Origin of the sequence: Flagellimonas marinaquae (genome assembly GCF_023716465.1) — a bacterium.
Lineage (GTDB): Bacteria > Bacteroidota > Bacteroidia > Flavobacteriales > Flavobacteriaceae > Flagellimonas > Flagellimonas alginolytica.
Genome location: NZ_CP092415.1, coordinates 1547649 through 1570346, shown reverse-complemented (window position 1 = coordinate 1570346; position 22698 = coordinate 1547649). Strand labels below are relative to the sequence as shown.

Sequence of the window (22698 nt, the reverse complement as noted above, 5' to 3'; positions counted from 1 at the left end):
AAGAGATAAAATTCTCTTTCTTTTAACGTTTCCCCAATATCTCAAAACGTGAGACTTAGCCTATTATTGCAGCAATTCCGGGCAAGGTCTTGCCCTCCAAGCTTTCCAACATGGCCCCACCACCTGTAGAAACATAGCTCACCTTGTCCTCGAAACCAAACTGTTTTACGGCCGCAACGGAATCACCTCCGCCAACTAGCGAGAACGCTCCATTTTGAGTGGCTTCGTCTATATAGTTGCCAACGGCTATGGTTCCTTTGGCGAAGTTTTCCATTTCGAAAACTCCAACGGGTCCGTTCCAAAGAATTGTTTTGGAAGCAAGAATTACTTGTTTGAAAATTTCAAGGGTTTTAGGTCCGGCATCCAAGCCTTGCCATCCATCCGGAATTTCGTTTACCTCCACAAATTGGGTGTCGGCGGCATTATCAAAATCATTGGCGGCCAGAACATCTACCGGTAAATATACCTGAACGTTCTTGGCTTTTGCCTGTTTTAGAATATCGAGCGCCAAATCCATTTTGTCATCCTCGCAGATGGAGTCCCCGACTTTACCCCCTTGGGCTTTTATAAAAGTGTAGGTCATACCCCCTCCGATGATCAAATTGTCCACCTTGTCCAGAATATTCTCTATAATGGTGATTTTGGAAGAAACTTTAGCGCCGCCCAAGATTGCGGTTACTGGTTTTTCCCCTGTTTCCGTCACCTTGTCTATTGCTTTTATTTCTTTGGCCAACAAATATCCGAAACACTTGTTTTCGGGGAAAAACTTGGCCACTATTGTTGTAGAGGCATGGGCCCTATGCGCTGTTCCAAAAGCATCGTTCACATAAACATCCCCGTGTTTGGACAACTGTTCGGCAAACGATTCGTCTCCAGCTTCTTCCTCAGCATAAAACCTTAGGTTTTCCAGCAAAAGAACCTCGCCGCTTTTTAACCCTGCTACGGCTTCATCCGCTTTGTTTCCAACACAATCCTCCACAAATTTCACCTGTACCCCGATAATATCGGATACGGTTTCGGCGATATGCGATAGCGACATATCCGGATTTACTTTTCCTTTTGGCCGGCCCAAATGGCTCATTAAGACCGCAGACCCGCCGTCTTCCAAAACTTTTAGTATGGTGGGTTTTGCAGCATCGATCCGGCTGGTATCGGTTACATTGAAATCGCCATCCAACGGCACGTTGAAATCTACTCGTATCAATGCTTTTTTTCCTTCAAAATTAAAATCGTCTATCGTTTTCATCTGTGTGTCCTTTTTTGAGAATTTCAAAAGTAAAGATTTCCTGCTTTTTCGGCTATTCATCCGTACTAATATTTAAAAGTTTCAGTGGATTTAACCTTTTCGTTGAATTCTGTTAAACCTTCTTTGGGATACCCTGTTTTCCTTAGGGAAACTTCAGCCGTTAAAAATGTATCTTTGGGACATGCTTTTTAAAAATGTTTTAGGCTTAGAGCACATCAAAAACCATTTGGTGACCACAGCTGAAACCGGAAGGGTGGCGCATGCTCAATTATTTGTGGGGCCAGAGGGTTCCGGCGTTCTGCCCATGGCAATTGCCTATGCCCAGTATCTGTTGTGTGGCAACATCGGTGTCGAAAATGAAGGAGGACATACCGATTGCAATACCAAATGCAACTCATTGTCGCATCCCGATCTTCATTTTGCTTTTCCCGTTTCCAATTCGGACAAGATAAAATCGCATGCGGTAAGCGACCATTATTTGGAAGAGTGGCGCCAATTTGTAAAAGAGCAACCATATGGAAACCTGTTCGACTGGTACCGGCATATCGGCATTGAAAAAAAACAGGGCCAAATCGGGGTGGACGAAGCCCAGGACATGGTTAAAAAGCTATCGTTAAAGTCTTATGAGGGCGGATATAAGATCTTGATTGTCTGGATGGCGGAAAAAATGAATGTCTCCGCTGCGAACAAGCTGCTAAAATTGATCGAGGAGCCTCCAAACAAAACCATTTTGCTCCTTTTGGCCGAAGATGAAGAACAAATCATAAACACGATCAGATCCCGTTGTCAAATTTTGAATTTTCCCCCACTTGCGGAACAAGCGATTACCGATGCGCTCCTCCTAAAAGGTGTGGACCAGACCGAAGCGTTGACCATTGCCTTGGAAGCAAACGGGAATTTTAATAAAGCTTTGGATCTATTGAACAAGGATTCCGAGGATTTGGTTTTCGAAAGATGGTTTGTACAATGGGTGCGCAGCGCATTTAAGGCCAAAGGTAACAAAGCTGCGGTACAGGAACTGATCTTGTGGAGCGACGAGGTGGCAAAAACGGGACGTGAGGTGCAAAAGAAGTTTTTGAATTACTGTCTCACCATGATGCGCCAAGCACTTTTGCTAAATTATAGCGCCACGGAACTGGTACATGCGAAAATACATATGGAGGGCTTTGACCTCAACAAATTTGCTCCTTTTGTACATGAAAACAATATTTTGGATATTGTAAAGGAGTTGGAACAGGCTATTTTTCACGTGGAACGTAACGGAAATTCCAAATTGATCTTTACGGACCTGTCCATAAAACTTACAAGGCTTTTGCACGCCAAGGCCGCCTAATTTAAAATATAGTTTATGAACAATGTATTCGCGAACGCCACAGAAATCCTCTTATTATTGTTTTTGACAATTACATTTTTGCAAAGTGGAATAGATAAAATTTTAGATTGGAAAGGCAATTTGGATTGGTTGACCGGTCATTTTTCCAAATCCATTTTTAGGGGAATGGTCCCCGGACTTCTGGGAATTGTTTTGGTATTGGAAATGTTATCGGGAATACTGGCCGGTGTCGGCGCTTTTCAATTTATTGTTGATAGTGAGAGCAGTTATGGCTTTTACGGCGCCATTCTGTCGGGAATTACCTTGCTGATGTTGTTATTGGGTCAGAGGGTCGCCAAAGATTACGTAGGTGCCCAAACTATTGTTGTGTACTTGATACCTACCCTATTTTTAGTGTTTTTAATGCAATAAGACACGTTTGGAGCACGCTCCCATATATAATTGAGATTGGCCCTAAATGGAAATTGATATGGGCTGCAAGAACTCTTTGGTTTCCCATACAAAATCGTTTGACTTTCGTTTTTAATTTTAATCAACTCTACTTAATCCACCACCCCAATGACATTTGAAGAAGCCGTAATCCATCGTCGCTCCGTCAGAAATTATAAAGAAGAGGCCATTGATGAAGAGGTCGTGAAACATTGCCTCCAAATGGCCACTTTGGCACCCAATAGTTCCAATATGCAGCTTTGGGAGTTTTACCATATCACAAATCCTGAGGTGCTTAAAAAACTTTCGGTGGCTTGTTTGGACCAACAGGCGGCCACAACAGCCCAACAATTAGTGGTTTTTGTTACACGCCAAGATCTTCATCGGACAAGGGAAAGAGATATGCTAAAACTAGAAACCAAAAATGTCCAAAAGAATAGCCCAAGAGAAAAACAAGAGGCCCGCATAAAGAGATGGCAGCTGTATTATGGAAGGGTAATGCCATTTTTATATGCTCGTTTTTTTGGTGTGCTTGGAGTTATCAGAAAAATTATGGTAAATATAGTCGGGTTGTTCCGACCTATGGTTTACCAAGTATCCGAAAGCGATATGAATGTAGTTGTACATAAAACATGTGCACTGGCCGCCCAAACCTTTATGCTGGCCATGTCTTCCAAAGGATATGATACCTGTCCCATGGAGGGCTTTGATAGCAAACGGGCAAAGCGCATTTTAAAATTGCCCTATGGAGCACAGATCAACATGATTATCTCGTGTGGCATTCGTGCAGAAGGCGGGGTATGGGGCGATCGCATGCGTATTCCATTTAAAGAAGTTTATACGCGTGTGTAGCCTAAGTTTCATTATTTTATTTGGTTAATCTTTTTAAAAAACTAACCCCATTTTATATGGACACAGCAAGTAACAATTCCGGTACGCAAGACCTAAACCATATTAATGTTGCCCAATCCGACCTTCGCAAGGGTTACGGTTATGGGGCGTTGGGTGTATTGTCATCCGGATTGGTTTGGCTTGTTTCTGGATCAGTGGCGTTTTTGGTCAATGGCCAAACTGCGGTTTGGACGCTTTTTTTCGGCGGCATGCTTATTAATCCTTTAGGATTGTTGTTGGCTAGGTTAACCGGTGTTCCTGGTAAACATTCCAATCAAAATGCATTGGGAAAACTGGCCATGGAGGGTACATTTTTTATGCTCATGTGCATTCCTCTGGCATTGTTGCTATCTCTGCAGGAGCATGCGTGGTTTTTTCAAGGTATGCTTTTGATCATTGGTGGAAGGTATTTGACCTTTACCACGCTTTACGGGATTAAGATATATTGGATATTGGGCGGGCTTTTGGGAGCTACTGCCTTTGGGTTGTTTTTCCTAAATGCATCTCCCGGCCTTTCAGCACTTAGTGGTGCCGTGGTTGAACTTGCGTTCGGTGCTTTTTTATTCACATCATATAAAAAATCAAAGGCACAAAAACAAAAAGCCCGCTCTTAAAAGCGGGCTGGTGTACAACTGAACTATAATTTTATTTTTCGTATTTATCGTTCAATATTTTTAGAATGGCATCGGTAACGTCATTTGTTTCGTCCCCATAAATAACGGAGCCCCCGTCGCCACCTCCAAGGATGTACGTGAAACCATTTGCCTCGCCATAGGCTTTTATTTCTTTTTTCACCTTTTTTACCAAGCTGTCCATCTCTGCCTGACTGGATTGCTGTAACTGCTGCTCTTCTTGTTGCAACTGTTGACCAACAAATTGCCCACGCTGTTGTAGTTGTGCGTATTCCTCTTGTGCATTTTTCTGTGACATTTTCTGCGCCTTGGTCTGAAACTGTTGCAATTCCAATTGAAAAGCTTGTGAAATACTATCTCTTTTTTTGCCCATGGCATCCGCTTTGGTTTTGAACCTGGCCTCAACATCTACTTTCTCTTGATACTCGTCCATGATTCGTACACTATCCACAAATGCGATTTTGTTCTGCTGACATGCCATGGCGGTTATGGCAATTACAAGCACTAGTAATTTTTTCATCATTAAGTTTTTATAGATGGCAAAAATAGAAAAGGTTTTCAAATAGGGATAATTAAGTTGGAACGTTCTAAAAAGTTAAAATTGGAACTATAAGCTTTTCTTATTCATAGTTTCAATTTCTATTGAGCTCACTTATGTTCTGTGCGTTCAGAAACGGCTCTCTGAAAGCGTTTCTTTTTTGGCCAATGTAATTGTCCTATTTAGTGTGAAATGAGCTGTTCAAAAGACTTAAAACGGCTTATTGCTTCTTTTTGAGGATATAAATCAGTGAAGAGTGTTCTTTGGTGAAGAAGGCACTTAAATTTGACCATAGTCCAATAAAAAAGGCTTTGATCAGATAAAGCTTGTTGCCTTTGTATTTTTCTGAAAGCATGGAAACGTAAAATGCATCGAAGAGCATGGGTCCAATCTTTACCACTTCCATTTGATGTGCAGCAAATATTTTGGCGATCGCTGTTTTTGAAAAATGCCAAAGATGCCTGGGAACATCGTAACCGGCCCAAAACGACCCATAATGGTTTGCATCATACGATTTAAAATTTGGGACAGCGATTACCATTACGCCGTCCTCTTCCAAAAGACCCACCAAAGTTTTAATATCTTTTTCCAAATCCGGTAAATGCTCTAGTACATGCCAAAGAGTGATGGCTTGGAACCTATTAGTGTTTATCTCTTCTATTTTGGCGCTTAGCCCCACACCTTTTTTTAGAGCTAGTTCCCTAGCCTTGTTGTTGGGCTCCACCCCAAAGGCTTCAAATCCATGTTTTTTTGCCGTAAGCACAAAATCTCCAGTTCCTGCACCAATGTCAAGTAGATTTATTGGTTTATTTACCTGATTATCAATTACTTGAATTTTATTTTGTAAATTTCTGCGCTTAACAAACTGGTACAATCTATCTGTAAAAGTATTTTGGGCATCGGTATGCGATATATAGTCCTCACTTTCGTAATATAAGTCAAGGCTTTCGGGTTGTGGTTTAGTAACCAACATATCCAGGTCTTGATCATGATGTAGTTCAAATTCTTCGCCTGAAACAGAAAAGTCTTTAGTTTTTAAAAACAAGCTCATTATAATTATCGGTGGCCAAATATTCTTTCTTCAAATCCCGAAGATAGGACAAAACCAATTCTCTTGAAACTGAATCGAACGATAAACAATCTTCTTCTGTTGCACTGAATATTTCTATGGCTATGTACCAATTACCTATTCGTGTAGCATGGGCATCCTCAAACATGGGATCCATATCGGCCGCTCGGCTTAATGCCACATCCAACGCCAAAGGAACCAGGTTTATGGTTTTGGTCGGAATCTCGACTTCGTAAAATGAAAAATAAAAGGTTTGGTCATTGATTGTAAATGGTACTTGCACATCCACGTAATAATCGTCCAGTTGATATTTTGTGTTTACATAATGGTAAAACTCGTCGGCATCTTTTGGGTCTTCGAACACAAAAACTGTTTTCTTGGGCAGTCCCCTTTTAAACTTTTTTCCTTGGGTTATTTTATAATCTTTTATAGTGGGGGCAATACGCAGTGGTATACATGAATGCAAAAACATAACCGCTAACGCAAGAAGTAGATGCTGTTTCATTTTACAAGTTGATTTGCAAATACAAATCAAAAACTGAGCCAATTACATCCGGCCAAAAAGATAACAGTTGTTCCACGTGGAACAGTTTGGCTCCTTATCGCCCCAAAAAGACTAAAAGGACGCTTATATCGGCAGGAGAAACACCACTTATACGTGAAGCTTGCGAAATGGTTACCGGGCGAATATTCTCCAGCTTTTCTCTTGCCTCATATGAGAGTGATTTCAATTTTGAATAATCGAAATTATCCGGAATTCGGACATTTTCCAACCTCTGAAGTTTATCCGCGTTTGTCTTTTCTTTCTCTATATAACCAGAATATTTTACTTGGATCTCGGCTTGCTCCAGCACTTCGGGATCGAGCTCGTTTTCCTTCACAAATTGTGCGACAGCATCTAATTGAAGCATGTGGTCCATGGTAACCTTTGGTCTTGAAAACACCTTGAATAGTTTATCCGACTGCTTTACCAAAGATGAATGGAGCCCTTCTAAAATGGGGTTGATTTCTTCCGTATTGAAACTGGTTTTCTTGAAAAAATGAACAAAAGCCTCAGACTTTTTCATCTTTTCTTCCATCCTGTTTACCCGTTCTTCTTTAGCTAAACCGATTTGATATCCCTTTGGTGTTAAGCGTAAATCTGCGTTGTCTTGGCGTAGCAATGTTCTATATTCCGCCCTTGATGTGAACATACGATAAGGTTCCTCCGTCCCTTTGGTAATCAAATCATCGACCAAAACTCCAATATATGCCTCATCTCTTTTAAGTACAAAAGGTTCCTTTTCGTTAATTTTAAGATGAGCATTTATCCCGGCCATTAACCCTTGGGAAGCCGCTTCTTCATAGCCAGTTGTGCCATTAATTTGTCCTGCAAAATAAAGGTTGTTCACCAACTTGGTTTCAAGGGTATGCTTTAATTGTGTTGGAGGAAAATAATCGTACTCGATTGCGTAACCAGGTCTAAAAAACTTTACATGCTCGAATCCCTTTACGGATTTTAAAGCTTTATATTGAACATCTTCGGGCAATGAGGTTGAGAAGCCATTTACATAAACTTCCACAGTATTCCAACCCTCGGGCTCAACAAATATTTGATGAGAATCTTTATCTGCAAAACGATTGATCTTATCCTCAATAGAGGGGCAATATCTGGGCCCTATACTTTTAATCCTCCCATTGAACATTGGCGACCTTTCAAACCCTTCTCGCAATAAATCGTGAACCAATTTACTCGTATGCGTCATGTAACAATCTCTCTGTTCAGTAAGAACCGGTGTGTTTAAATACGAGAATTTTTCTGGCTGTGCATCTCCTGGCTGGGGAATCATTTTGGAGTAATCCAAGGACCTGCCATCCACTCTTGGCGGTGTTCCCGTTTTCATTCGTCCACTATCGAAACCAAGGTCAACTAACTGTTCAGTAATACCTGTCGCCGCTTTCTCACCAGCTCTTCCTCCTCCCAATTGTTTTTCCCCGATGTGGATCAACCCATTTAAAAAAGTTCCATTGGTCAAGACAACCGCCTTGCCTCTAATTTCGAGCCCAAGACTTGTTTTTACGCCCACTACTTTATCCCCTTCAATCAACAAACCATTTACCATTTCCTGATAAAAATCGGCATTTGGTGTATTCTCCAAAGCCATGCGCCATTCCTCAGCAAACCGCATTCTATCGTTCTGTGCCCTTGGACTCCACATAGCGGGGCCTTTGGATTTGTTCAACATTTTAAATTGAATGGCCGACTTGTCCGTGATGATGCCGCTATATCCCCCCAATGCATCTATTTCTCGAACAATTTGACCTTTTGCAATTCCACCCATTGCAGGGTTGCACGACATTTGCCCAATCGTTTGTAGGTTCATAGTGACCAGCAAAGTGCTTGAGCCCATATTCGCGGCGGCAGCGGTAGCCTCCGCCCCAGCGTGTCCTCCACCAACAACAATTACGTTATATTCCTTTTCAAACATAGCTATGGTTCCACGTGGAACATTTTAATTTTTTCATCTTCCTTTTTGCGCATTAACTCTTTTTCGGCAACCGTTTTATCTTTATATCCAGTAAGGTGCAACACCCCATGGCTCATTATTCTGCGTAGCTCATCCAAAAAATCTTCCTTAAACTTTATAGCGTTTTCTTCAACACGCTCGGTAGAAATAAAAACGTCGCCAGAAATAACCGATCCATCTGTATAATCGAAAGTAATGATGTCCGTTAACGTATCGTGATTCAAGTACTCCTTGTTCAATTGTAACAAGTAATCATCTGTGCAGAAAATATAATCGATCTGACCCACCGAATAATTTTCTGAATCTACTACCCTAGTTATCCAATCTGAATACTTGGGTTTGTTCTCTAAAACAAAATCACTTTTAAAATGAAAATCAATCATTATCGAAATAAACCTTTACCTTCTTTTCAAAATTTTGGCGCAAAGGTAGTGCTTGTCTATTTAATATTTCAATGCTATTTCTATAATCCCGAAGGAGCTCCGGTCGTGTAGTAATGGGGTTATCGAATCTTTTAATGCTAGTGCTACTTTCCCTTTCTTTTTTCTCACCTTGCTCCATAGCTGCATTTTCGAGCTTCATCAATTGATGTTGAATGTTGTTAGCCTTACTCTGGGTGCGTTCCGTAATACCGTTCTGCAATAGGTCATTCTCAAATTCTTCCATTAAGTGGACCAGCTTTTTAGCGAGATTTTTATCAGACTCTTGTAACATATCCTCTAATTGCTGTTCCAACTTTTCCCTTAAATATTGCTGTTCCTTATAAATTTCGTAAACCTCGTTCAGGTCCATTTCACCAATACCATTGCCTCCCTCTTGCGCACCTTTTTGCTCTTTCCTATCAGAACTTCCCGTAGAACCAGATTCTCCTTTCTCTCCTTTGTTTCCCCTACCTTGGCCGCCAGTATTCCCCTCTTCTTGACCGCCACTACTCTTACCGGGCTCCTGGCCTTCACCTTGGGATTGTTGTCCCTGTTTACCACTCCCGTTCATTTTTTCCTGGATATCCTTTTGCCCTTGAATGATATCCGGTAATTGAAAATCCTGACCAGACCCCTTACCCTGTCCGGGTTGCATATTTTGTTGCATATTATCCAGCACATTGGCCAAAAAATCAGCCAATGCATTTGTGGCATTAATAACATATTGCTGATAAGATGCTCCTTGATAAATCTGATTTTCGGCTATACTTTCCAATGATTTGTCTATGTTATAATACACTTCGGTTATTTGCTCATTGACAAATTCCGACAATTCTGCCCTGCGCAATGAAAGTGCAAATAGACTATCATCCACATGTTCGAACAACCTACGTAAGTTTTGTTGGTTTTTTACTGTTCTTGAAAATTGAGAAATGTCAACATCGGCATTCTGAATGTTATCGTATAAATTTTCTTGTTGAAAAGAAAACGTTACCAAATTATCCAATATTTGCCTTAACATTTCTGCGTCCTCAGCATCTGTTTCACCTCCGGCGGAGCTGGCGCTGGATTTCATGGACTGGCTCATTTCATTCATTTTCTGGGCAGCGGACTTTTGCTTTTTGGAAGCGTTCCTTCCAGCTTGTTGTCTCTCTTCCGATTGAGAAGATTCTTCCAAGCCTTGATGCTTATTAATTTCATCTAGTGCCTCCTCTTGATCCTGTTTAATAGCATCTGTCTTTTTCTTATCCGTACCTAAGTCCAATGGTTTTTGAAGCTTATCATTGTCCTTCTCCAGGTCTCGTATCTCGTTTTCCAGCTCCTTAAATTCATCATTTAATTTGTTCTGCTCTTTGTCACTAAAATCCTGACCCAATTTTAATTCCGACAATATTTCTTGCTTCTTAGCTAGTTGTTCAAGATTATTAGCTATTTGATTGGCTTTCTCAGTAACGTAGTACTTTTTGGTCAATTCCAAGATCTGTTCGAGGTTCCTTGCATTCTTACTTTGATTTTTACCTAGCTCCTCCAGCCTGTTCTGAAACTCTTCCTTTTCTAATTTTTCAGCAATTTTATTTAATTCTTCCAAAAGCTCGGCATTCTTCTTAGCCTCTGCCTCTTGTCGTTCCAAACGTTCCTGAAGCATTTTTTTAAGTTCAGTATCCTGCGAACTTTTCTCTATACTTTTGTTCAAATCATTGCTGAATTTTTGCATCAGCTCTTCCTGTTGTTTTTGCTTGTTCAAAAAATTCTTTATCTGGTTTTTCTCTTCATAATTAAGCGCCTTTTCCTCCTTTTGTAAATTAGAGATCTCGGACAGTATATCTTCTTGCTTCTTATATTCTTCCAATGTATTATCCAACTTTTTCAAAGTAGTGCTCTGATGCTCCATCTCCTTGTCTATCAACTCTTTATCACTATATATAGTGGCATTAAACGTAGCGCTTTTTGTCACCTTGCCGCCTCTAATTCCATCATTATCAACAATTTCGAAAAACAGCTTATACTGTTTACCACTTTCCAATGCCAATCCAGAAGGAAAAGTGTAGTAAAACTGATATACATTGCTATTTGGCTTTTCCAAAGACAAGCGTTGCTGGTTTTCTAAATCATCCGTTGGGTAAACCACCAAACGAATATCACTTATCCCATGATCATCGGCCGCTTCCCCAATAAAATATGATTCGTTCGGGTTCAATGAATCCAATACTTGATCTACTTGTACGGTAGCTTTTTGATCTTTGACCACGTTTAAACGATACGAGAGTTTTTCAAAATCCTTAACCCTCTCATTGGATGTCCGCAGTTCATAATCAAAATCGTTAAATATTTTTCTATCAATATTAAATAGATCACCATCTTTTTGAAAAGCAAGGACTGTATCCATAGCTTTCATCTTTATGTCTTCCACATAATTTCCCAAAATATTCCATGTCACCTTGGTGCCTTCCGGGATATCCGCATTCCCAGTACCGCTAACCTTCTCAGACACCCGGTTTAAATACTTTGGAAAATCCAACTCCAACGTAAAATCCACCAATGTTGGAGTCCTATAACTATTTACAGTGTATGTTCTGGAATTCCATCCATTAGCAGAAAAATAGAACTTTGAACTTAATACTGGCGCTTGAAAAGTATATTCATAAAAATCGTTCTTTTTCTGCATTAACAACGGCTCATTATTAACAACGATCTCCACTTGATCGGGACGAACTTCGCCAACCGTTCTAACCTGGATTAGTAAGGCTTGGCTGTCCATAACCTCTAATGTGTTGTTCAATAAAACAAATGAAAAAGGTGCAGGTCTCTCAAAGGCGGTATCGTATTGCACAACCCTTTTATGGGAGTTGAAAAACGACACCAAATCTCCTGTTAACCAAATAAAAACTAAAAGCATCAGGGGTATTACCACATATTTTGCATACCTATAGCTTTCTCTATAATCCACTGCTTTTGTGAAGGGTACCGGCTTTAGTTGTTCGGCTCTTTGATCAATACTGGCCAACAACAATTCTGTTTTTTCATTGTTATCCGATAGTTCCAATAAATTATAGAGTTTATCTCCTACCTCTGGAAAATGTGACCCAATAAGTTTAGAGGCGTCTTTTGTATCAATTCCATTTCGGATTTTAAAAAGATACAGCAAAGGAACCACTATATAACGGTACAATAAATACAGCTCCACCAAAATAAAAACACAGAACAGCACCATTCTCCAAGCATTATCCAACCAGAGCCAGTATTCAAATCCAACAACAACAAACCAAAAAATTGTTCCCAAGCTTAAAAACAAGAACAAACCTTTAATCAATTCTTTAGCATAAAATCGTTTAGTGAAGTCCTCTAACTTATCTAATATGTGCTGATATCCATTCACAATAATGCATTTGTCTTACCAAATTACCTGATCCTTAGTAAACCAACAGAAAAATTTTGTTAAACCTTACTCTTTTCCAATTATCCCAACTACAGAAAGCAAGCATCCAAAATCTTTCCAATTCGTGTGGGGGAACGTATCTTTGCGAGTAAATTTAACACTGTTATGAGTCAGAAAGTACGTGTCCGTTTTGCACCTAGTCCCACCGGCCCCCTTCACATAGGAGGCCTGCGAACCGCATTGTTCAATTATTTGTTCGCCAAAAAAAACAATGGCGATTTTATACTTCGTATAGAAGATACCGATCAGAACAGGTTCGTAGAGGGTGCCGAACAATATATTATAGACTCCTTAAACTGGTCCGGAATTCCCTTTGATGAGGGTCCAGGCAAAGAAGGTGCTTTTGGTCCATATCGTCAAAGTGAACGAAAACATCTCTACAAACAATATGCTCTTGATCTTATTGCAAAAGATAAAGCCTATTACGCTTTTGATACCCCGGAAACCTTAGATCATCACAGAAAAGACCATGAGGCCAAAGGCAAAACATTTATTTATAATTGGCATAACCGTCTAAAACTGACCAATTCCCTATCTCTATCCCCGGAAGAAGTAAAATCAAAAATTGATAATGGTGAGGATTATGTTATTCGATTTAAATCGCCGGAGAACCAACAACTCATTCTCAACGATAGCATTAGAGGTGAAATCAAAATAGACACCAATGTTCTGGATGACAAAGTTTTGTTTAAAAGTGATGGTATGCCCACATACCATTTAGCCAATATCGTTGATGACCATCTAATGGAGATTTCCCATGTGATCCGTGGTGAAGAATGGTTGCCCTCTTTGGCGTTGCACCAACTACTTTATGATGCATTTGGTTGGAAGGCACCCGAATTTGCACACCTACCATTGATCATGAAGCCAGTAGGGAAAGGGAAATTAAGCAAGCGTGATGGAGAAAAGGGAGGTTTTCCTGTTTTCCCACTAAGCTGGAACCAATCTGTGGGTTATAAAGAAGCTGGTTTTTTTCCCGAGGCAGTGATCAACTTTTTGGCGCTTCTCGGTTGGAACCCTGGAACCGAACAAGAAATATTCAGCCTACAAGAATTGGTAAACGCTTTTTCGCTGGAACGTGTAAACAAGTCGGGGGCGCGTTTCGATCCAGAAAAAAACAATTGGTATAATCAGCAGTGGCTACAAAAAAAGAGCGACGATGAACTCGCCCAACTATTTACTGTAGATCTTGAATCCAAAGGAATTTCCGCAAATTCCAGTTACATAAAACAGGTAGTTTATTCGATAAAAGAGCGTGCTGTTTTTGTGAAGGATTTTTGGGAACTATCCGATTATTTCTTCACGGCGCCCACCACTTACAACGAAAAAGCGGTAAAAAAACAATGGAAAGAGGATACGCCGGACATTATGAAGGGAGTTATTGATATCCTAAAAGGTATAAATGACTTTGAATCTGCCATAGTAGAAGAAAAAGTTAAGGCCTGGATAGGACAAAAAGAGCTTTCGTTCGGTAAGGTTATGCCTCCGCTGCGTTTGGTGATCGTTGGGGATATGAAAGGGCCGCATCTATTCGACATTATGGCTTTAATCGGTAAAGAAGAAAGTGTAAAACGCATAAGTACGGCCATTGAACAACTTTAGATTTTCAGGAACTGTAACAATATTCAATAATTGACTACTAATACATTGGTCGAGTTTTGTAATTTCCATTTCTAACATAAAATCTAAACACTATGGGCAACTATTTACTAATACCTATTGCGTTTGTCGCGCTTATTATTTTATTCAAATTTTTCTTTATCGTAAAGCAACAGACCGCTGTTGTTGTTGAGCGTTTTGGTAGATTTCAGAGTATCCGTAATTCAGGATTACAAATGAAAATCCCACTTGTTGATCGAATCGCCGGCAGACTGAGCCTAAAGATCCAGCAGCTGGACGTAATCGTTGAGACCAAAACATTGGACGACGTTTTTGTAAAGTTGAAGGTGTCCGTGCAATATGTTGTAATCAGAGAAAAAGTATACGAAGCATTCTATAAATTGGAATATCCGCATGATCAAATTACCTCTTATGTTTTTGATGTTGTGCGTGCAGAAGTTCCAAAAATGAAGCTGGACGACGTTTTCGTCAAAAAAGATGATATCGCCATCGCGGTAAAATCAGAATTGCAAGATGCCATGCTCGAGTATGGATACGATATAATAAAGACCCTCGTTACCGACATTGATCCAGATGCGCAGGTAAAAGCCGCAATGAACCGAATAAATGCATCGGAGCGCGAGAAAATTGCAGCACAGTTTGAAGGTGATGCCCAACGTATCCTTATAGTAGAAAAAGCTAAGGCCGAAGCAGAAAGTAAGCGTTTGCAAGGTCAAGGTATAGCCGACCAACGCAGGGAAATTGCACGTGGACTGGAAGAATCTGTTGAAGTATTGAACAAAGTGGGCATAAATTCCCAGGAAGCATCTGCATTGATCGTTGTTACCCAACACTACGATACCTTGCAGGCCATTGGTGAAGAAACCGACACCAACCTGATTCTATTGCCCAACTCCCCTCAAGCGGGTAGCGATATGCTGAACAATATGGTAGCATCCTTTACAGCAAGTAACCAAATCGGAGAGGCCATGAAACGTAAACAAAACGAAAAAGATTCGGGCACAACCGAATAACTCTTTGTAATGAACAATAAAAAAGGCTCCCGATCGGGAGCCTTTTTGTGCTGGTTACCAAATTCTAACCTAACTTTCTAAGCAATTTTTTTGCCACCAAAGAGATTGCGATTTTTTGGAACAATGGGGCCAAACCTCCCAATATATTGGCTGGGTAAAATTCCTCTTTGGTATTCTGTACCGCTAATTTTACCTTTTCCTCGTGTATCTGCCTTTGTAACTTTAGGATTTTAAGGTCTCGGTCTATTTCTTCAAAAGATGTGTATTCGGTATGCATCATAACTCATCAAAATAAAATTTAGAAAATCGTTTTAAAAGTGGCTTTTCTATCCTTTTTCTGAGAATAAAAAGAAACATACCAATCAGTACATAAAAGCATCCTACAATTAAAAAGCCCGTTGCGGTATTGCCCGTCCATGATCCCAACCAAAAAGCAGCGCTTATCGATAAAAACAAAAGGGCAATTGATGCAAAGCCACCTATAAACAATGCCTTTGTGGCCATAGTGATGCCTTTCATCATGGACTTAAAACTCTGCAGTCTGTATAGGTCCAGGCTGTTTTTTAGGTAGTTCTTCACACCATCCTCTACATAGCCCACTTGCTCTTTAATGTCTTCGAATGCCATATATTACTTTTGAAGTTGGGCATTCTTTTCTCTAAGGTCTTCCAGCTTTTTCTCCAATGCTACCAAAATATCATCGGCCTTATAGCTCATATTGGAAAGGGTATCCTCCAATTTTTCCTCAAATTCGACTTTTTTGGCATCCGCCGTTTTAGAGAACTCATCCTTGGCGTTGTGAAGACTTTGTGCAAGATCGTCTTTGGCCTTAACGGCACTTTTTTTAATTTTCTTTCTGGTTTTCTTTCCTTTGTCCGGAGCATATAAAATTCCTATTCCGGCACCCACAACGGCTCCGGTTAATAATGCGGTTAATACGTTTCCTGTGTTATTTGACATAATGTTATCTATTTTGATTAAACTTTGTTTTAACAAACCAATCAGTCGGATTATAAATCGGATGAACAATTGATTTATTCCAAAATTAAAGCGCCAAAAGAACGATGATCGATTCAATCGCTCTAATCCTTGACGCTTTAGATAACTTTTGACAAAATATTAAGAATAAAGCCTTTTAAGCAACCATAGTGGTCCACATCATGCAAATAGTTTCCAGAAAAACAAAACGCTTGCAAAACGCAAATAAAAAGCAGCTTTTTGATAAGGTAACTCAATGGACAACAAGTACAGAATAAATAAGTCTTATACTATCCTTTTTGCTCCAATTTGGCCCAAGTGTCCCTTAAAGTAACCGTTCTATTGAACACCAACTTATCTGGAGTGGAATCTTTATCAACATTAAAGTATCCCATACGTTGAAATTGCATTTGATCTCCAACTTGTGAATCTTTGAGACTCGGCTCCAAATAACCTGTTACCTTTTGTAATGAATTTGGATTAACAAAATCGAAAAAATCCTTGTCCTTATGACCATCTGGTGTTGGGTCCGTGAACAAACGATCGTACAATCTAACCTCGGCTGTAATAGCATGTGGTACAGAGACCCAGTGTAAAGTTCCCTTCACTTTTCGAAGACTTTCTTCGGTGCCGGAGCCACTTTTGCTTTTTGGATCGTAAGTACATTGCACTTCGGTAATATTACCTTCGTTATCCTTTGTGCAGGTTTCGGCTTTTATAATGTATCCATTCTTTAAACGTACTTCACCACCAAGTTTTAACCTAAAGAATTTTCTGTTGGCCTCTTCTCTAAAATCTTCCTGTTCTATATAAATTTCCCTGGAAAATGGTACTTGTCTACTTCCTGCGGACTCATCCTCCGGATTGTTCTCGGCCACCAACCATTCTTCTTTTCCTTCTTCATAGTTGGTGATAACCACTTTTAATGGGTTTAAAACACCCATGACCCGTGGTGCAATTCTATTTAAATGCTCCCTAACACAAAAATCCAATAACGAGACATCTACCACGTTTTCCCTTTTGGCAATACCGATGGTATCCGCAAAATTTCTAATGGACTCAGGTGTAAAACCTCTTCTTCGCAATCCAGAAATTGTTGGCATTCTTGGGTCGTCCCACCCGGAAACAACACCCTTTTCCACTAATTGCAGCAGTTTGCGCTTGCTCACAACGGTATGGCTTAGGTTCCTACGGGCAAATTCCCTTTGTTTTGGCCTAAGTTTATTCGAAGATACCACTTGGTCTAAAAACCAATCGTAGAGCTCCCTGTGGGGCAAAAACTCCAATGTACACAAAGAATGAGATACTTGTTCAATATAATCACTTTCGCCATGCGTCCAGTCGTACATGGGATATATACACCAATCGGTATTTGTTCTGTGATGTGCTTTGTGCAAAATTCGGTACATTACCGGATCACGCATCAACATATTGGAAGATGCCATGTCAATCTTAGCTCTAAGAACATGTTCCCCGTCTTTAAACCGCCCCTCTTTCATACCTTCAAAAAGTTCTAAATTCTCTTCAACGGAACGATTTCTGTACGGACTTTCCTTACCTGGTTCGGTAGGTGTACCTTTTTGTTCGGCAATTTGTTCGGAAGTTTGGCTATCTACATAAGCCTTTTTCTCCTTAATCAAGTATACGGCCCAATCGTACAACTGCTGAAAATAATCGGATGCATAACACTCTTTGTCCCATTTAAACCCAAGCCATTCCACATCGTTTTTAATCGCTTCAACATACTCTTTCTCCTCCTTGGCCGGATTAGTGTCGTCAAAACGTAAATTAACAGGTGCGTTGTACCGTAATCCCAATCCAAAATTGAGACAAATGGAACTTGCATGTCCAATATGCAAATATCCATTGGGTTCAGGAGGAAATCGGAACCTTAAATCGTTCTTTACATAACCTTTTGTTAGGTCTTCCTCGATAATGTGTTCTATAAAATTGAGCGATCTAGCTTCTTCTGACATACCCTTGATTTGATGCGCAAATGTAGTAAAATCCCATGTTGATAGCTATTTTTAGTGCATCTGTGTATACAAAGTAGGCATTTTCACAACAGATTTTCAGCGACCTACAACAATATCTTTCCATTCGTCGAAAATAGAATCATATTTGTTATTGGATTACTATATGAAAAAGAGACGCCTGAACACCGTCTTTAGAAAGAATTACTATTAAGGGGCACAAACTAACAGGGCTATATGGCCCATAACCTCTTAAAATCTAACGGTGATGAAAAAAAGTAATTCAACAAATAGCATTTTAGTTCTGGCCTTGGCTTTTGTGCTATTTGGTACCCTGAGCGTACACGCTCAAATTCTCAACAAACCTGTACCCGCAGATAACCCCAACCTAGCCGGAAACTCCGCTTGGACCGCGGTTTGTGCATCGGCAGGTTTTAACGAATACTTCGTAAACTTTACTTGGCTACCGCCCATGGTGGACAGTAGCAACGAATTTATCCTTGAATTATCGGATAGCGATGGATACTTTTCTTCACCTACCGAACTTGCCAGGGTTAGCGACAAAAACGGAACTTTTGATTTTGAGTTTGAGTTTGCCCTGCCAACGAACATGAGAGGTGACAACTTTAAAATGAGGGTACGCAGCACCAGCCCGGCCAAGACCAGTCCGCCGTCTGATGCATTTTCCATGTACTTTATCGACTATAATTCACCATTGCTAATTAGTGAGAACGGGAGCGGAACCATCCCTTCCGGAGGCCAGATTCAAATCTGTGGGGGAGAATCGGTAACCTTAAAGCCGCACAATATCCCAAATGCAGATTCTTATATCTACAATTGGTATCGAAGCGGTACACTACTTCCTCAAAAATCAGAGAGCATCACCGTTTCTGATCCTGGAATGTACTACGTAGAATTAGATTATGGCAATTGTTCGGGCTCGGCCAACACCTTGTCCAATACCATAGAAATAACAACTGGAACCAGTTCTGGGCTTGCTATTAACGGAGCCAGTTCCATTGAGGTTTGTCCCGGTGCAACACATCTTTTGGAGGCGAACATTAGCGGAATGGGCTATACCTATACCTGGTATAAAAACGGAAATATAGTCAGCGGCCCTACGGTTGATGGTAGCTCGTATACAGTAAATGCCAACATCTCAGGGTTTGAAGGTTCTTATGTTGTAGAAATAGAAGGTTCCGGAATATGCAAAGAATCCTCTAACGCAGTTGTTGTTTCCAATTCAGGTTCTTTTGATATCACTTTGGACCATGAAGAAAATATTGTTTTGCTTCCGTCTCAGAATAAAACCTTATCCGTAAGTACCACCGCGACCAATGCTACCTATCAATGGTATAAAAATGGTTCGCCCATTACCGATGCAACCAATAGTTCTTTGGATATTGATACTGTGGGTGAGTACTATGTAGAAGTAACCGAAAATGGTGGTCCGTGTACCCCGGCACCTTTGGCTTCCGCTACTACAACAGTGGTTTCGCCAGAATCCTTTGAACTCGTAATCGACTATGTGGGCACTTACACTTCTTGCGCCAGTACCGACGCAACCATGAGCTTAACGACTATAAATGCAGTTGGCGAAAACGGCTCCAAAACAGATGTTACGGCCGATCTACAAAGTTCTTTCAGTTACCAGTGGAAGCAAGAAGGTACCAACATAGCTGGGGAAAACTCCAAAACTATCACCATATCCGATCAAGAGGGCAACGGAAATTATACCTTATTTGGATCTATAGACGCTTTTGATGCTATTTCCAATGGACTTGAAGTTCGACTAGCTTCGAATGAATCCTTGGCAATAACCGCAAATAGCACGGTGCTCTGTGAAGGAGGAGAAGCTATTGTATTAAATAGTGGATTGGATCTTACCGACCAAGCCTTTGAATGGCAAAAAGATGGTACCGTAGTAGATACGGCTTCTGAAGCACTTACCGTAACCGCTGCCGGTGTATATCAATTGATCATAAACACAAATGATTGTCCATTGATTTCCAATGAGGTGACCATAACTAATTTTGATGAGTCTTTACTGGTACTGGATAAATCCAAAGACCTCATCATAATCGAAGGGGAAACCGAAACAATTACCGCTAGCGGTGCCGACTCCTATGAGTGGTACGATGCTGGCAACAACCTAATATCATCCAGTAATTCTTACGACTTTACAGAAGAAGGAGAATACTTGCTAATTGCCAGCTTTGGTACATGTACCCTTAGCAAGGTGATCACAATAACCTATAGGGATATGTTTGCTATACCGAACGTTATAACTACGAACGGTGATGGAATCAACGACCTATGGATTTTGCCGAACACTTATTCCAGAGACCCCAACGTTCTCGTTACCATATTTAATGAGCGCGGAGAACAGGTATTCAGCCAAGCCGGCTACGAAAATAATTGGCCTCAATCCACCACATCCTTTAACAAACAGAGCATGATTTTCTATTACAAGATCACGCGAGGTGGTAAAAGCCTTAAACAAGGAACTATCACAGTTATTAAATAAGCAGCAATGCAAATCAACAAACCTCTACTATTACTAACTTTCTTGCTACTTGCCTTCTCACCAACGAGAGGACAGGAAGAGGAAGTGTACGTACCCTATAACGTGCCTTCTCAAAACCTTATGAAGTTCAATCGGTTCTTGTTGAACCCCACCTTTTCCACGGTTCGGGAAGACAAGTCGTACATCAATCTATTCCATAGAAACCAATCGGTATCTTTTGATGACAACAACCAGGTTTACTTCTTGAGCTATAGTGGTAGAGTTAGCGATAGAAGTGGTGTGGGTTTAAGCTTGTTCACCAACAGGGAAGGGCTGTTCAATAATTTTGGTGTACATGCCAACTACGCCTATGGTGTCAGGTTAAGCACAAACAGTACTTTTACTTTTGGTGCCAATGTTAGCTACTACCAAAGTGCATTTAACCAAGATCGGGTAAACTCTGTTGAAGATGACCCGTTTTTGAATACCTTGGAAAGTAGCTCCTTGGTAAGCTTTCAACCAGGATTCAACTTCTCTATTGGTAAATTCGATATTGGTGGCTTTGCAGAGAACCTTTTCGATTATAATCTTAAAACCAGCGAATCGGTAACCGATTTTAACGAAAAAACCTATTCCGGTCACTTACAATATACCCATCAGTTCGAAAACGGAACAGGTATTATGGAGCAGGCCCGTTTAATGCCATTGGCAAGGGTGCGCAAAGTAGGTGAAGAAGAAATTACCCTTGGTGGTAACCTTATCTTGGATTTACCAAAACTAGGGTGGGTGCAAGCTGGCTACGATGACTTTTATGGTGCGTCGGCAGGTTTAGGATTTAACCTTACCAAAAATATATCGCTGGGTTATACAGTAGAAAAAGGATTGTCCAACGAGTTCGAAAACTTTGGGGTCACCCACGAAATCTCTCTCGCCTATTCCTTTACCCCCAATCTAACGGAAGACAGGGTAATGTTGGAAAAAGAAGGAGAAGACTTAGTGTCGAACGAAGAAGATGTACCCCAGGACAGTTTAAGCATTACCGATAAAGACCTCGAAATAGCCCAATTAAAAGATAAATTGGCAGAAAACGATGCCATTCTCGATGAATTGCTCATGCGTCAAGATTCCATAGAATCCAACCGTAGGCAAGATCTTGAAAAACGCTTTGAGACCGTTATGAAAATGGTACAGCGCGAAACCCGTGGACAAAACCCGGAGCTGGAGGAAAAGGCCAAAGAAGTGTACTTCGCCAATATGGACAGTGCCGATATCGTAACAAGAAAAAAGCAACCGCTTGCCAACCATGGTCTATCCAATACTACAGCTACCAAAAAGGTAATAAAGATCAGCGAGGCAAAGGATAATACCAATAAGGCCTATGCCTCAACTGCAAGGGCAAAACAGGACAGAACCTATAGAAATACAAAAAACAATAAAGTAAAATACAAAGCTCATGTTGTTCCAAATGTGGAAAGCGGACATTACTTGATCGCCAATGTGTTTAGGGACAAGGACAACCTGCATTCTTTTATAGAAAAACTACAGGCACAAGGCATTGAGGCCGATTACTTTGAAAATCCAAAAAACGGACTCAACTATGTTTATATCGCCGAGTTTAACGACAAGAAAGAAGCCTTACATGCCTATCGCACAAAAATGAACGGCACTTACCAAGGAGACGCCTGGGTAATGAACGTAAACGGAGGAAACTCGCCAATTGCTGGATACAATGAAGAAAGCAATACTAAAAAATCCAAATATGGAAATAGCTTGTTGTCCAAAAACATCGCAGCAAATTCTGGAGGAAAACGCCATGTGGTAATAAGAACCCATTCTGGAGAAGGATTGCCCGAAGGGTATTACATTATTGCCAATGTGTTCGAAAACTCTACAAGCGCGAAAGAATTTGTTAAAGAACTAAATGCCAGAGGACTACATGCCAGTTACTTTATAAGCCCCCAGGACAAGCACAGGTATGTGTACTTAAAAAAACACGATACTTGGAGCAATGCATTGACCTCTTACTATACCAAACTCAACGCATCGTATGAAGACGATATGTGGATCATGCGAATAAAACCAAACACAACCATTTAACCACCACG

General features: G+C 40.6%; 19 protein-coding genes. 8 read left to right on the top strand and 11 right to left on the bottom strand.

The window, feature by feature from the left end:
- Nucleotides 1-55 precede the first annotated feature (55 nt).
- Nucleotides 56-1246 carry a phosphoglycerate kinase gene (locus MJO53_RS07040; RefSeq protein WP_252081014.1) on the bottom strand — a complete coding sequence of 397 codons (1191 nt, stop codon included), beginning with the start codon at nucleotides 1244-1246 and terminating at the stop codon, nucleotides 56-58.
- Nucleotides 1247-1427: 181 nt separating this feature from the next.
- Between MJO53_RS07040 and MJO53_RS07035 the strand changes: the two genes are divergently transcribed.
- The 4 genes from MJO53_RS07035 (at nucleotide 1428) to MJO53_RS07020 (ending at nucleotide 4513) form a co-directional block, all read left to right on the top strand.
- Nucleotides 1428-2579, top strand: coding sequence for an ATP-binding protein (locus MJO53_RS07035; protein WP_252081013.1), 1152 nt, complete (start codon nucleotides 1428-1430; stop codon nucleotides 2577-2579).
- 15 nt (nucleotides 2580-2594) lie between these two features.
- The gene (locus tag MJO53_RS07030; RefSeq protein ID WP_252081012.1) at nucleotides 2595-2990 is read left to right on the top strand and encodes a DoxX family protein; all 396 of its coding nucleotides are present in this window, start codon (nucleotides 2595-2597) and stop codon (nucleotides 2988-2990) included.
- Nucleotides 2991-3137: 147 nt separating this feature from the next.
- Nucleotides 3138-3860 (top strand): nitroreductase family protein, encoded by a 723-nt coding sequence (locus tag MJO53_RS07025; protein ID WP_252081011.1) that lies wholly within the window; start codon nucleotides 3138-3140, stop codon nucleotides 3858-3860.
- A 56-nt stretch (nucleotides 3861-3916) separates the two neighbouring features.
- A complete protein-coding gene (locus MJO53_RS07020) occupies nucleotides 3917-4513 on the top strand; it encodes a DUF7010 family protein (RefSeq protein ID WP_252081010.1) in 597 nt (198 codons plus the stop codon).
- 31 nt (nucleotides 4514-4544) lie between these two features.
- Here MJO53_RS07020 and MJO53_RS07015 read toward each other — a convergent pair whose 3' ends face one another.
- From MJO53_RS07015 to MJO53_RS06990, 6 genes are all read right to left on the bottom strand, one after another.
- Nucleotides 4545-5051 (bottom strand): OmpH family outer membrane protein, encoded by a 507-nt coding sequence (locus MJO53_RS07015; RefSeq protein WP_252081009.1) that lies wholly within the window; start codon nucleotides 5049-5051, stop codon nucleotides 4545-4547.
- Nucleotides 5052-5289: 238 nt separating this feature from the next.
- The gene (locus MJO53_RS07010; protein ID WP_252081008.1) at nucleotides 5290-6120 is read right to left on the bottom strand and encodes a class I SAM-dependent methyltransferase; all 831 of its coding nucleotides are present in this window, start codon (nucleotides 6118-6120) and stop codon (nucleotides 5290-5292) included.
- A complete protein-coding gene (locus tag MJO53_RS07005) occupies nucleotides 6098-6643 on the bottom strand; it encodes a hypothetical protein (protein ID WP_252081007.1) in 546 nt (181 codons plus the stop codon). Before MJO53_RS07005 ends, MJO53_RS07010 begins: the two co-directional genes overlap by 23 nt.
- A gap of 94 nt (nucleotides 6644-6737) precedes the next feature.
- Nucleotides 6738-8606: a tRNA uridine-5-carboxymethylaminomethyl(34) synthesis enzyme MnmG gene (gene mnmG / locus MJO53_RS07000; RefSeq protein WP_252081006.1), complete on the bottom strand. Its 1869-nt coding sequence runs from the start codon at nucleotides 8604-8606 to the stop codon at nucleotides 6738-6740.
- A 2-nt stretch (nucleotides 8607-8608) separates the two neighbouring features.
- Nucleotides 8609-9028 carry an rRNA maturation RNase YbeY gene (gene ybeY, locus MJO53_RS06995; RefSeq protein ID WP_252081005.1) on the bottom strand — a complete coding sequence of 140 codons (420 nt, stop codon included), beginning with the start codon at nucleotides 9026-9028 and terminating at the stop codon, nucleotides 8609-8611.
- Nucleotides 9021-12347, bottom strand: a complete 3327-nt coding sequence (locus MJO53_RS06990) for a hypothetical protein (RefSeq protein WP_252081004.1) — start codon at nucleotides 12345-12347, stop codon at nucleotides 9021-9023. Before MJO53_RS06990 ends, ybeY begins: the two co-directional genes overlap by 8 nt.
- Before the next feature lie 261 nt (nucleotides 12348-12608).
- On the opposite strand from MJO53_RS06990, the gene gltX reads away from it, so the two are divergent.
- Nucleotides 12609-14105, top strand: coding sequence for a glutamate--tRNA ligase (gltX, locus tag MJO53_RS06985; protein ID WP_252081003.1), 1497 nt, complete (start codon nucleotides 12609-12611; stop codon nucleotides 14103-14105).
- 92 nt (nucleotides 14106-14197) lie between these two features.
- On the top strand, nucleotides 14198-15136 hold the full coding sequence (locus tag MJO53_RS06980; protein ID WP_224835973.1) for an SPFH domain-containing protein: 939 nt from the start codon (nucleotides 14198-14200) through the stop codon (nucleotides 15134-15136).
- A gap of 64 nt (nucleotides 15137-15200) precedes the next feature.
- Here MJO53_RS06980 and MJO53_RS06975 read toward each other — a convergent pair whose 3' ends face one another.
- The 4 genes from MJO53_RS06975 to MJO53_RS06960 all read right to left on the bottom strand — a co-directional run bounded on the left by MJO53_RS06975 (nucleotide 15201) and on the right by MJO53_RS06960 (nucleotide 18090).
- Nucleotides 15201-15416, bottom strand: a complete 216-nt coding sequence (locus MJO53_RS06975) for a DUF6327 family protein (protein ID WP_252081002.1) — start codon at nucleotides 15414-15416, stop codon at nucleotides 15201-15203.
- On the bottom strand, nucleotides 15413-15763 hold the full coding sequence (locus MJO53_RS06970; RefSeq protein ID WP_252081001.1) for a phage holin family protein: 351 nt from the start codon (nucleotides 15761-15763) through the stop codon (nucleotides 15413-15415). The genes MJO53_RS06975 and MJO53_RS06970 overlap by 4 nt, the downstream gene beginning before the upstream one ends.
- A 3-nt stretch (nucleotides 15764-15766) precedes the next feature.
- A complete protein-coding gene (locus MJO53_RS06965) occupies nucleotides 15767-16096 on the bottom strand; it encodes a YtxH domain-containing protein (RefSeq protein WP_224835976.1) in 330 nt (109 codons plus the stop codon).
- A 308-nt stretch (nucleotides 16097-16404) separates the two neighbouring features.
- Entirely contained in the window at nucleotides 16405-18090 is a 1686-nt protein-coding gene (locus MJO53_RS06960; RefSeq protein ID WP_252081000.1) for a glutamine--tRNA ligase/YqeY domain fusion protein, read from the bottom strand.
- Between the two features lie 265 nt (nucleotides 18091-18355).
- Here MJO53_RS06960 and MJO53_RS06955 point away from each other — a divergent pair, with 265 nt between their 5' ends.
- Together MJO53_RS06955 and MJO53_RS06950 are read left to right on the top strand one after the other, a co-directional pair.
- Nucleotides 18356-20614 (top strand): gliding motility-associated C-terminal domain-containing protein, encoded by a 2259-nt coding sequence (locus MJO53_RS06955; protein ID WP_252080999.1) that lies wholly within the window; start codon nucleotides 18356-18358, stop codon nucleotides 20612-20614.
- Nucleotides 20615-20620: 6 nt separating this feature from the next.
- Entirely contained in the window at nucleotides 20621-22690 is a 2070-nt protein-coding gene (locus MJO53_RS06950; protein ID WP_252080998.1) for a PorP/SprF family type IX secretion system membrane protein, read from the top strand.
- Nucleotides 22691-22698 lie beyond the last annotated feature (8 nt).

Bases quoted from the DNA above. Each gene is read 5' to 3' on its own strand.
- MJO53_RS06975 (WP_252081002.1), bottom strand. From the start codon at position 15,416: ATGATGCATACCGAATACACATCTTTTGAAGAAATAGACCGAGACCTT.
- MJO53_RS07015 (WP_252081009.1), bottom strand. From the start codon at position 5,051: ATGAAAAAATTACTAGTGCTTGTAATTGCCATAACCGCCATGGCATGT.
- MJO53_RS06970 (WP_252081001.1), bottom strand. From the start codon at position 15,763: ATGGCATTCGAAGACATTAAAGAGCAAGTGGGCTATGTAGAGGATGGT.
- MJO53_RS06950 (WP_252080998.1), top strand. From the start codon at position 20,621: ATGCAAATCAACAAACCTCTACTATTACTAACTTTCTTGCTACTTGCC.
- MJO53_RS07035 (WP_252081013.1), top strand. From the start codon at position 1,428: ATGCTTTTTAAAAATGTTTTAGGCTTAGAGCACATCAAAAACCATTTG.
- MJO53_RS07030 (WP_252081012.1), top strand. From the start codon at position 2,595: ATGAACAATGTATTCGCGAACGCCACAGAAATCCTCTTATTATTGTTT.
- MJO53_RS06965 (WP_224835976.1), bottom strand. From the start codon at position 16,096: ATGTCAAATAACACAGGAAACGTATTAACCGCATTATTAACCGGAGCC.
- MJO53_RS07005 (WP_252081007.1), bottom strand. From the start codon at position 6,643: ATGAAACAGCATCTACTTCTTGCGTTAGCGGTTATGTTTTTGCATTCA.
- MJO53_RS06980 (WP_224835973.1), top strand. From the start codon at position 14,198: ATGGGCAACTATTTACTAATACCTATTGCGTTTGTCGCGCTTATTATT.
- MJO53_RS07025 (WP_252081011.1), top strand. From the start codon at position 3,138: ATGACATTTGAAGAAGCCGTAATCCATCGTCGCTCCGTCAGAAATTAT.
- MJO53_RS07010 (WP_252081008.1), bottom strand. From the start codon at position 6,120: ATGAGCTTGTTTTTAAAAACTAAAGACTTTTCTGTTTCAGGCGAAGAA.
- mnmG (WP_252081006.1), bottom strand. From the start codon at position 8,606: ATGTTTGAAAAGGAATATAACGTAATTGTTGTTGGTGGAGGACACGCT.
- MJO53_RS06960 (WP_252081000.1), bottom strand. From the start codon at position 18,090: ATGTCAGAAGAAGCTAGATCGCTCAATTTTATAGAACACATTATCGAG.
- gltX (WP_252081003.1), top strand. From the start codon at position 12,609: ATGAGTCAGAAAGTACGTGTCCGTTTTGCACCTAGTCCCACCGGCCCC.
- MJO53_RS06955 (WP_252080999.1), top strand. From the start codon at position 18,356: ATGAAAAAAAGTAATTCAACAAATAGCATTTTAGTTCTGGCCTTGGCT.
- MJO53_RS07040 (WP_252081014.1), bottom strand. From the start codon at position 1,246: ATGAAAACGATAGACGATTTTAATTTTGAAGGAAAAAAAGCATTGATA.
- ybeY (WP_252081005.1), bottom strand. From the start codon at position 9,028: ATGATTGATTTTCATTTTAAAAGTGATTTTGTTTTAGAGAACAAACCC.
- MJO53_RS07020 (WP_252081010.1), top strand. From the start codon at position 3,917: ATGGACACAGCAAGTAACAATTCCGGTACGCAAGACCTAAACCATATT.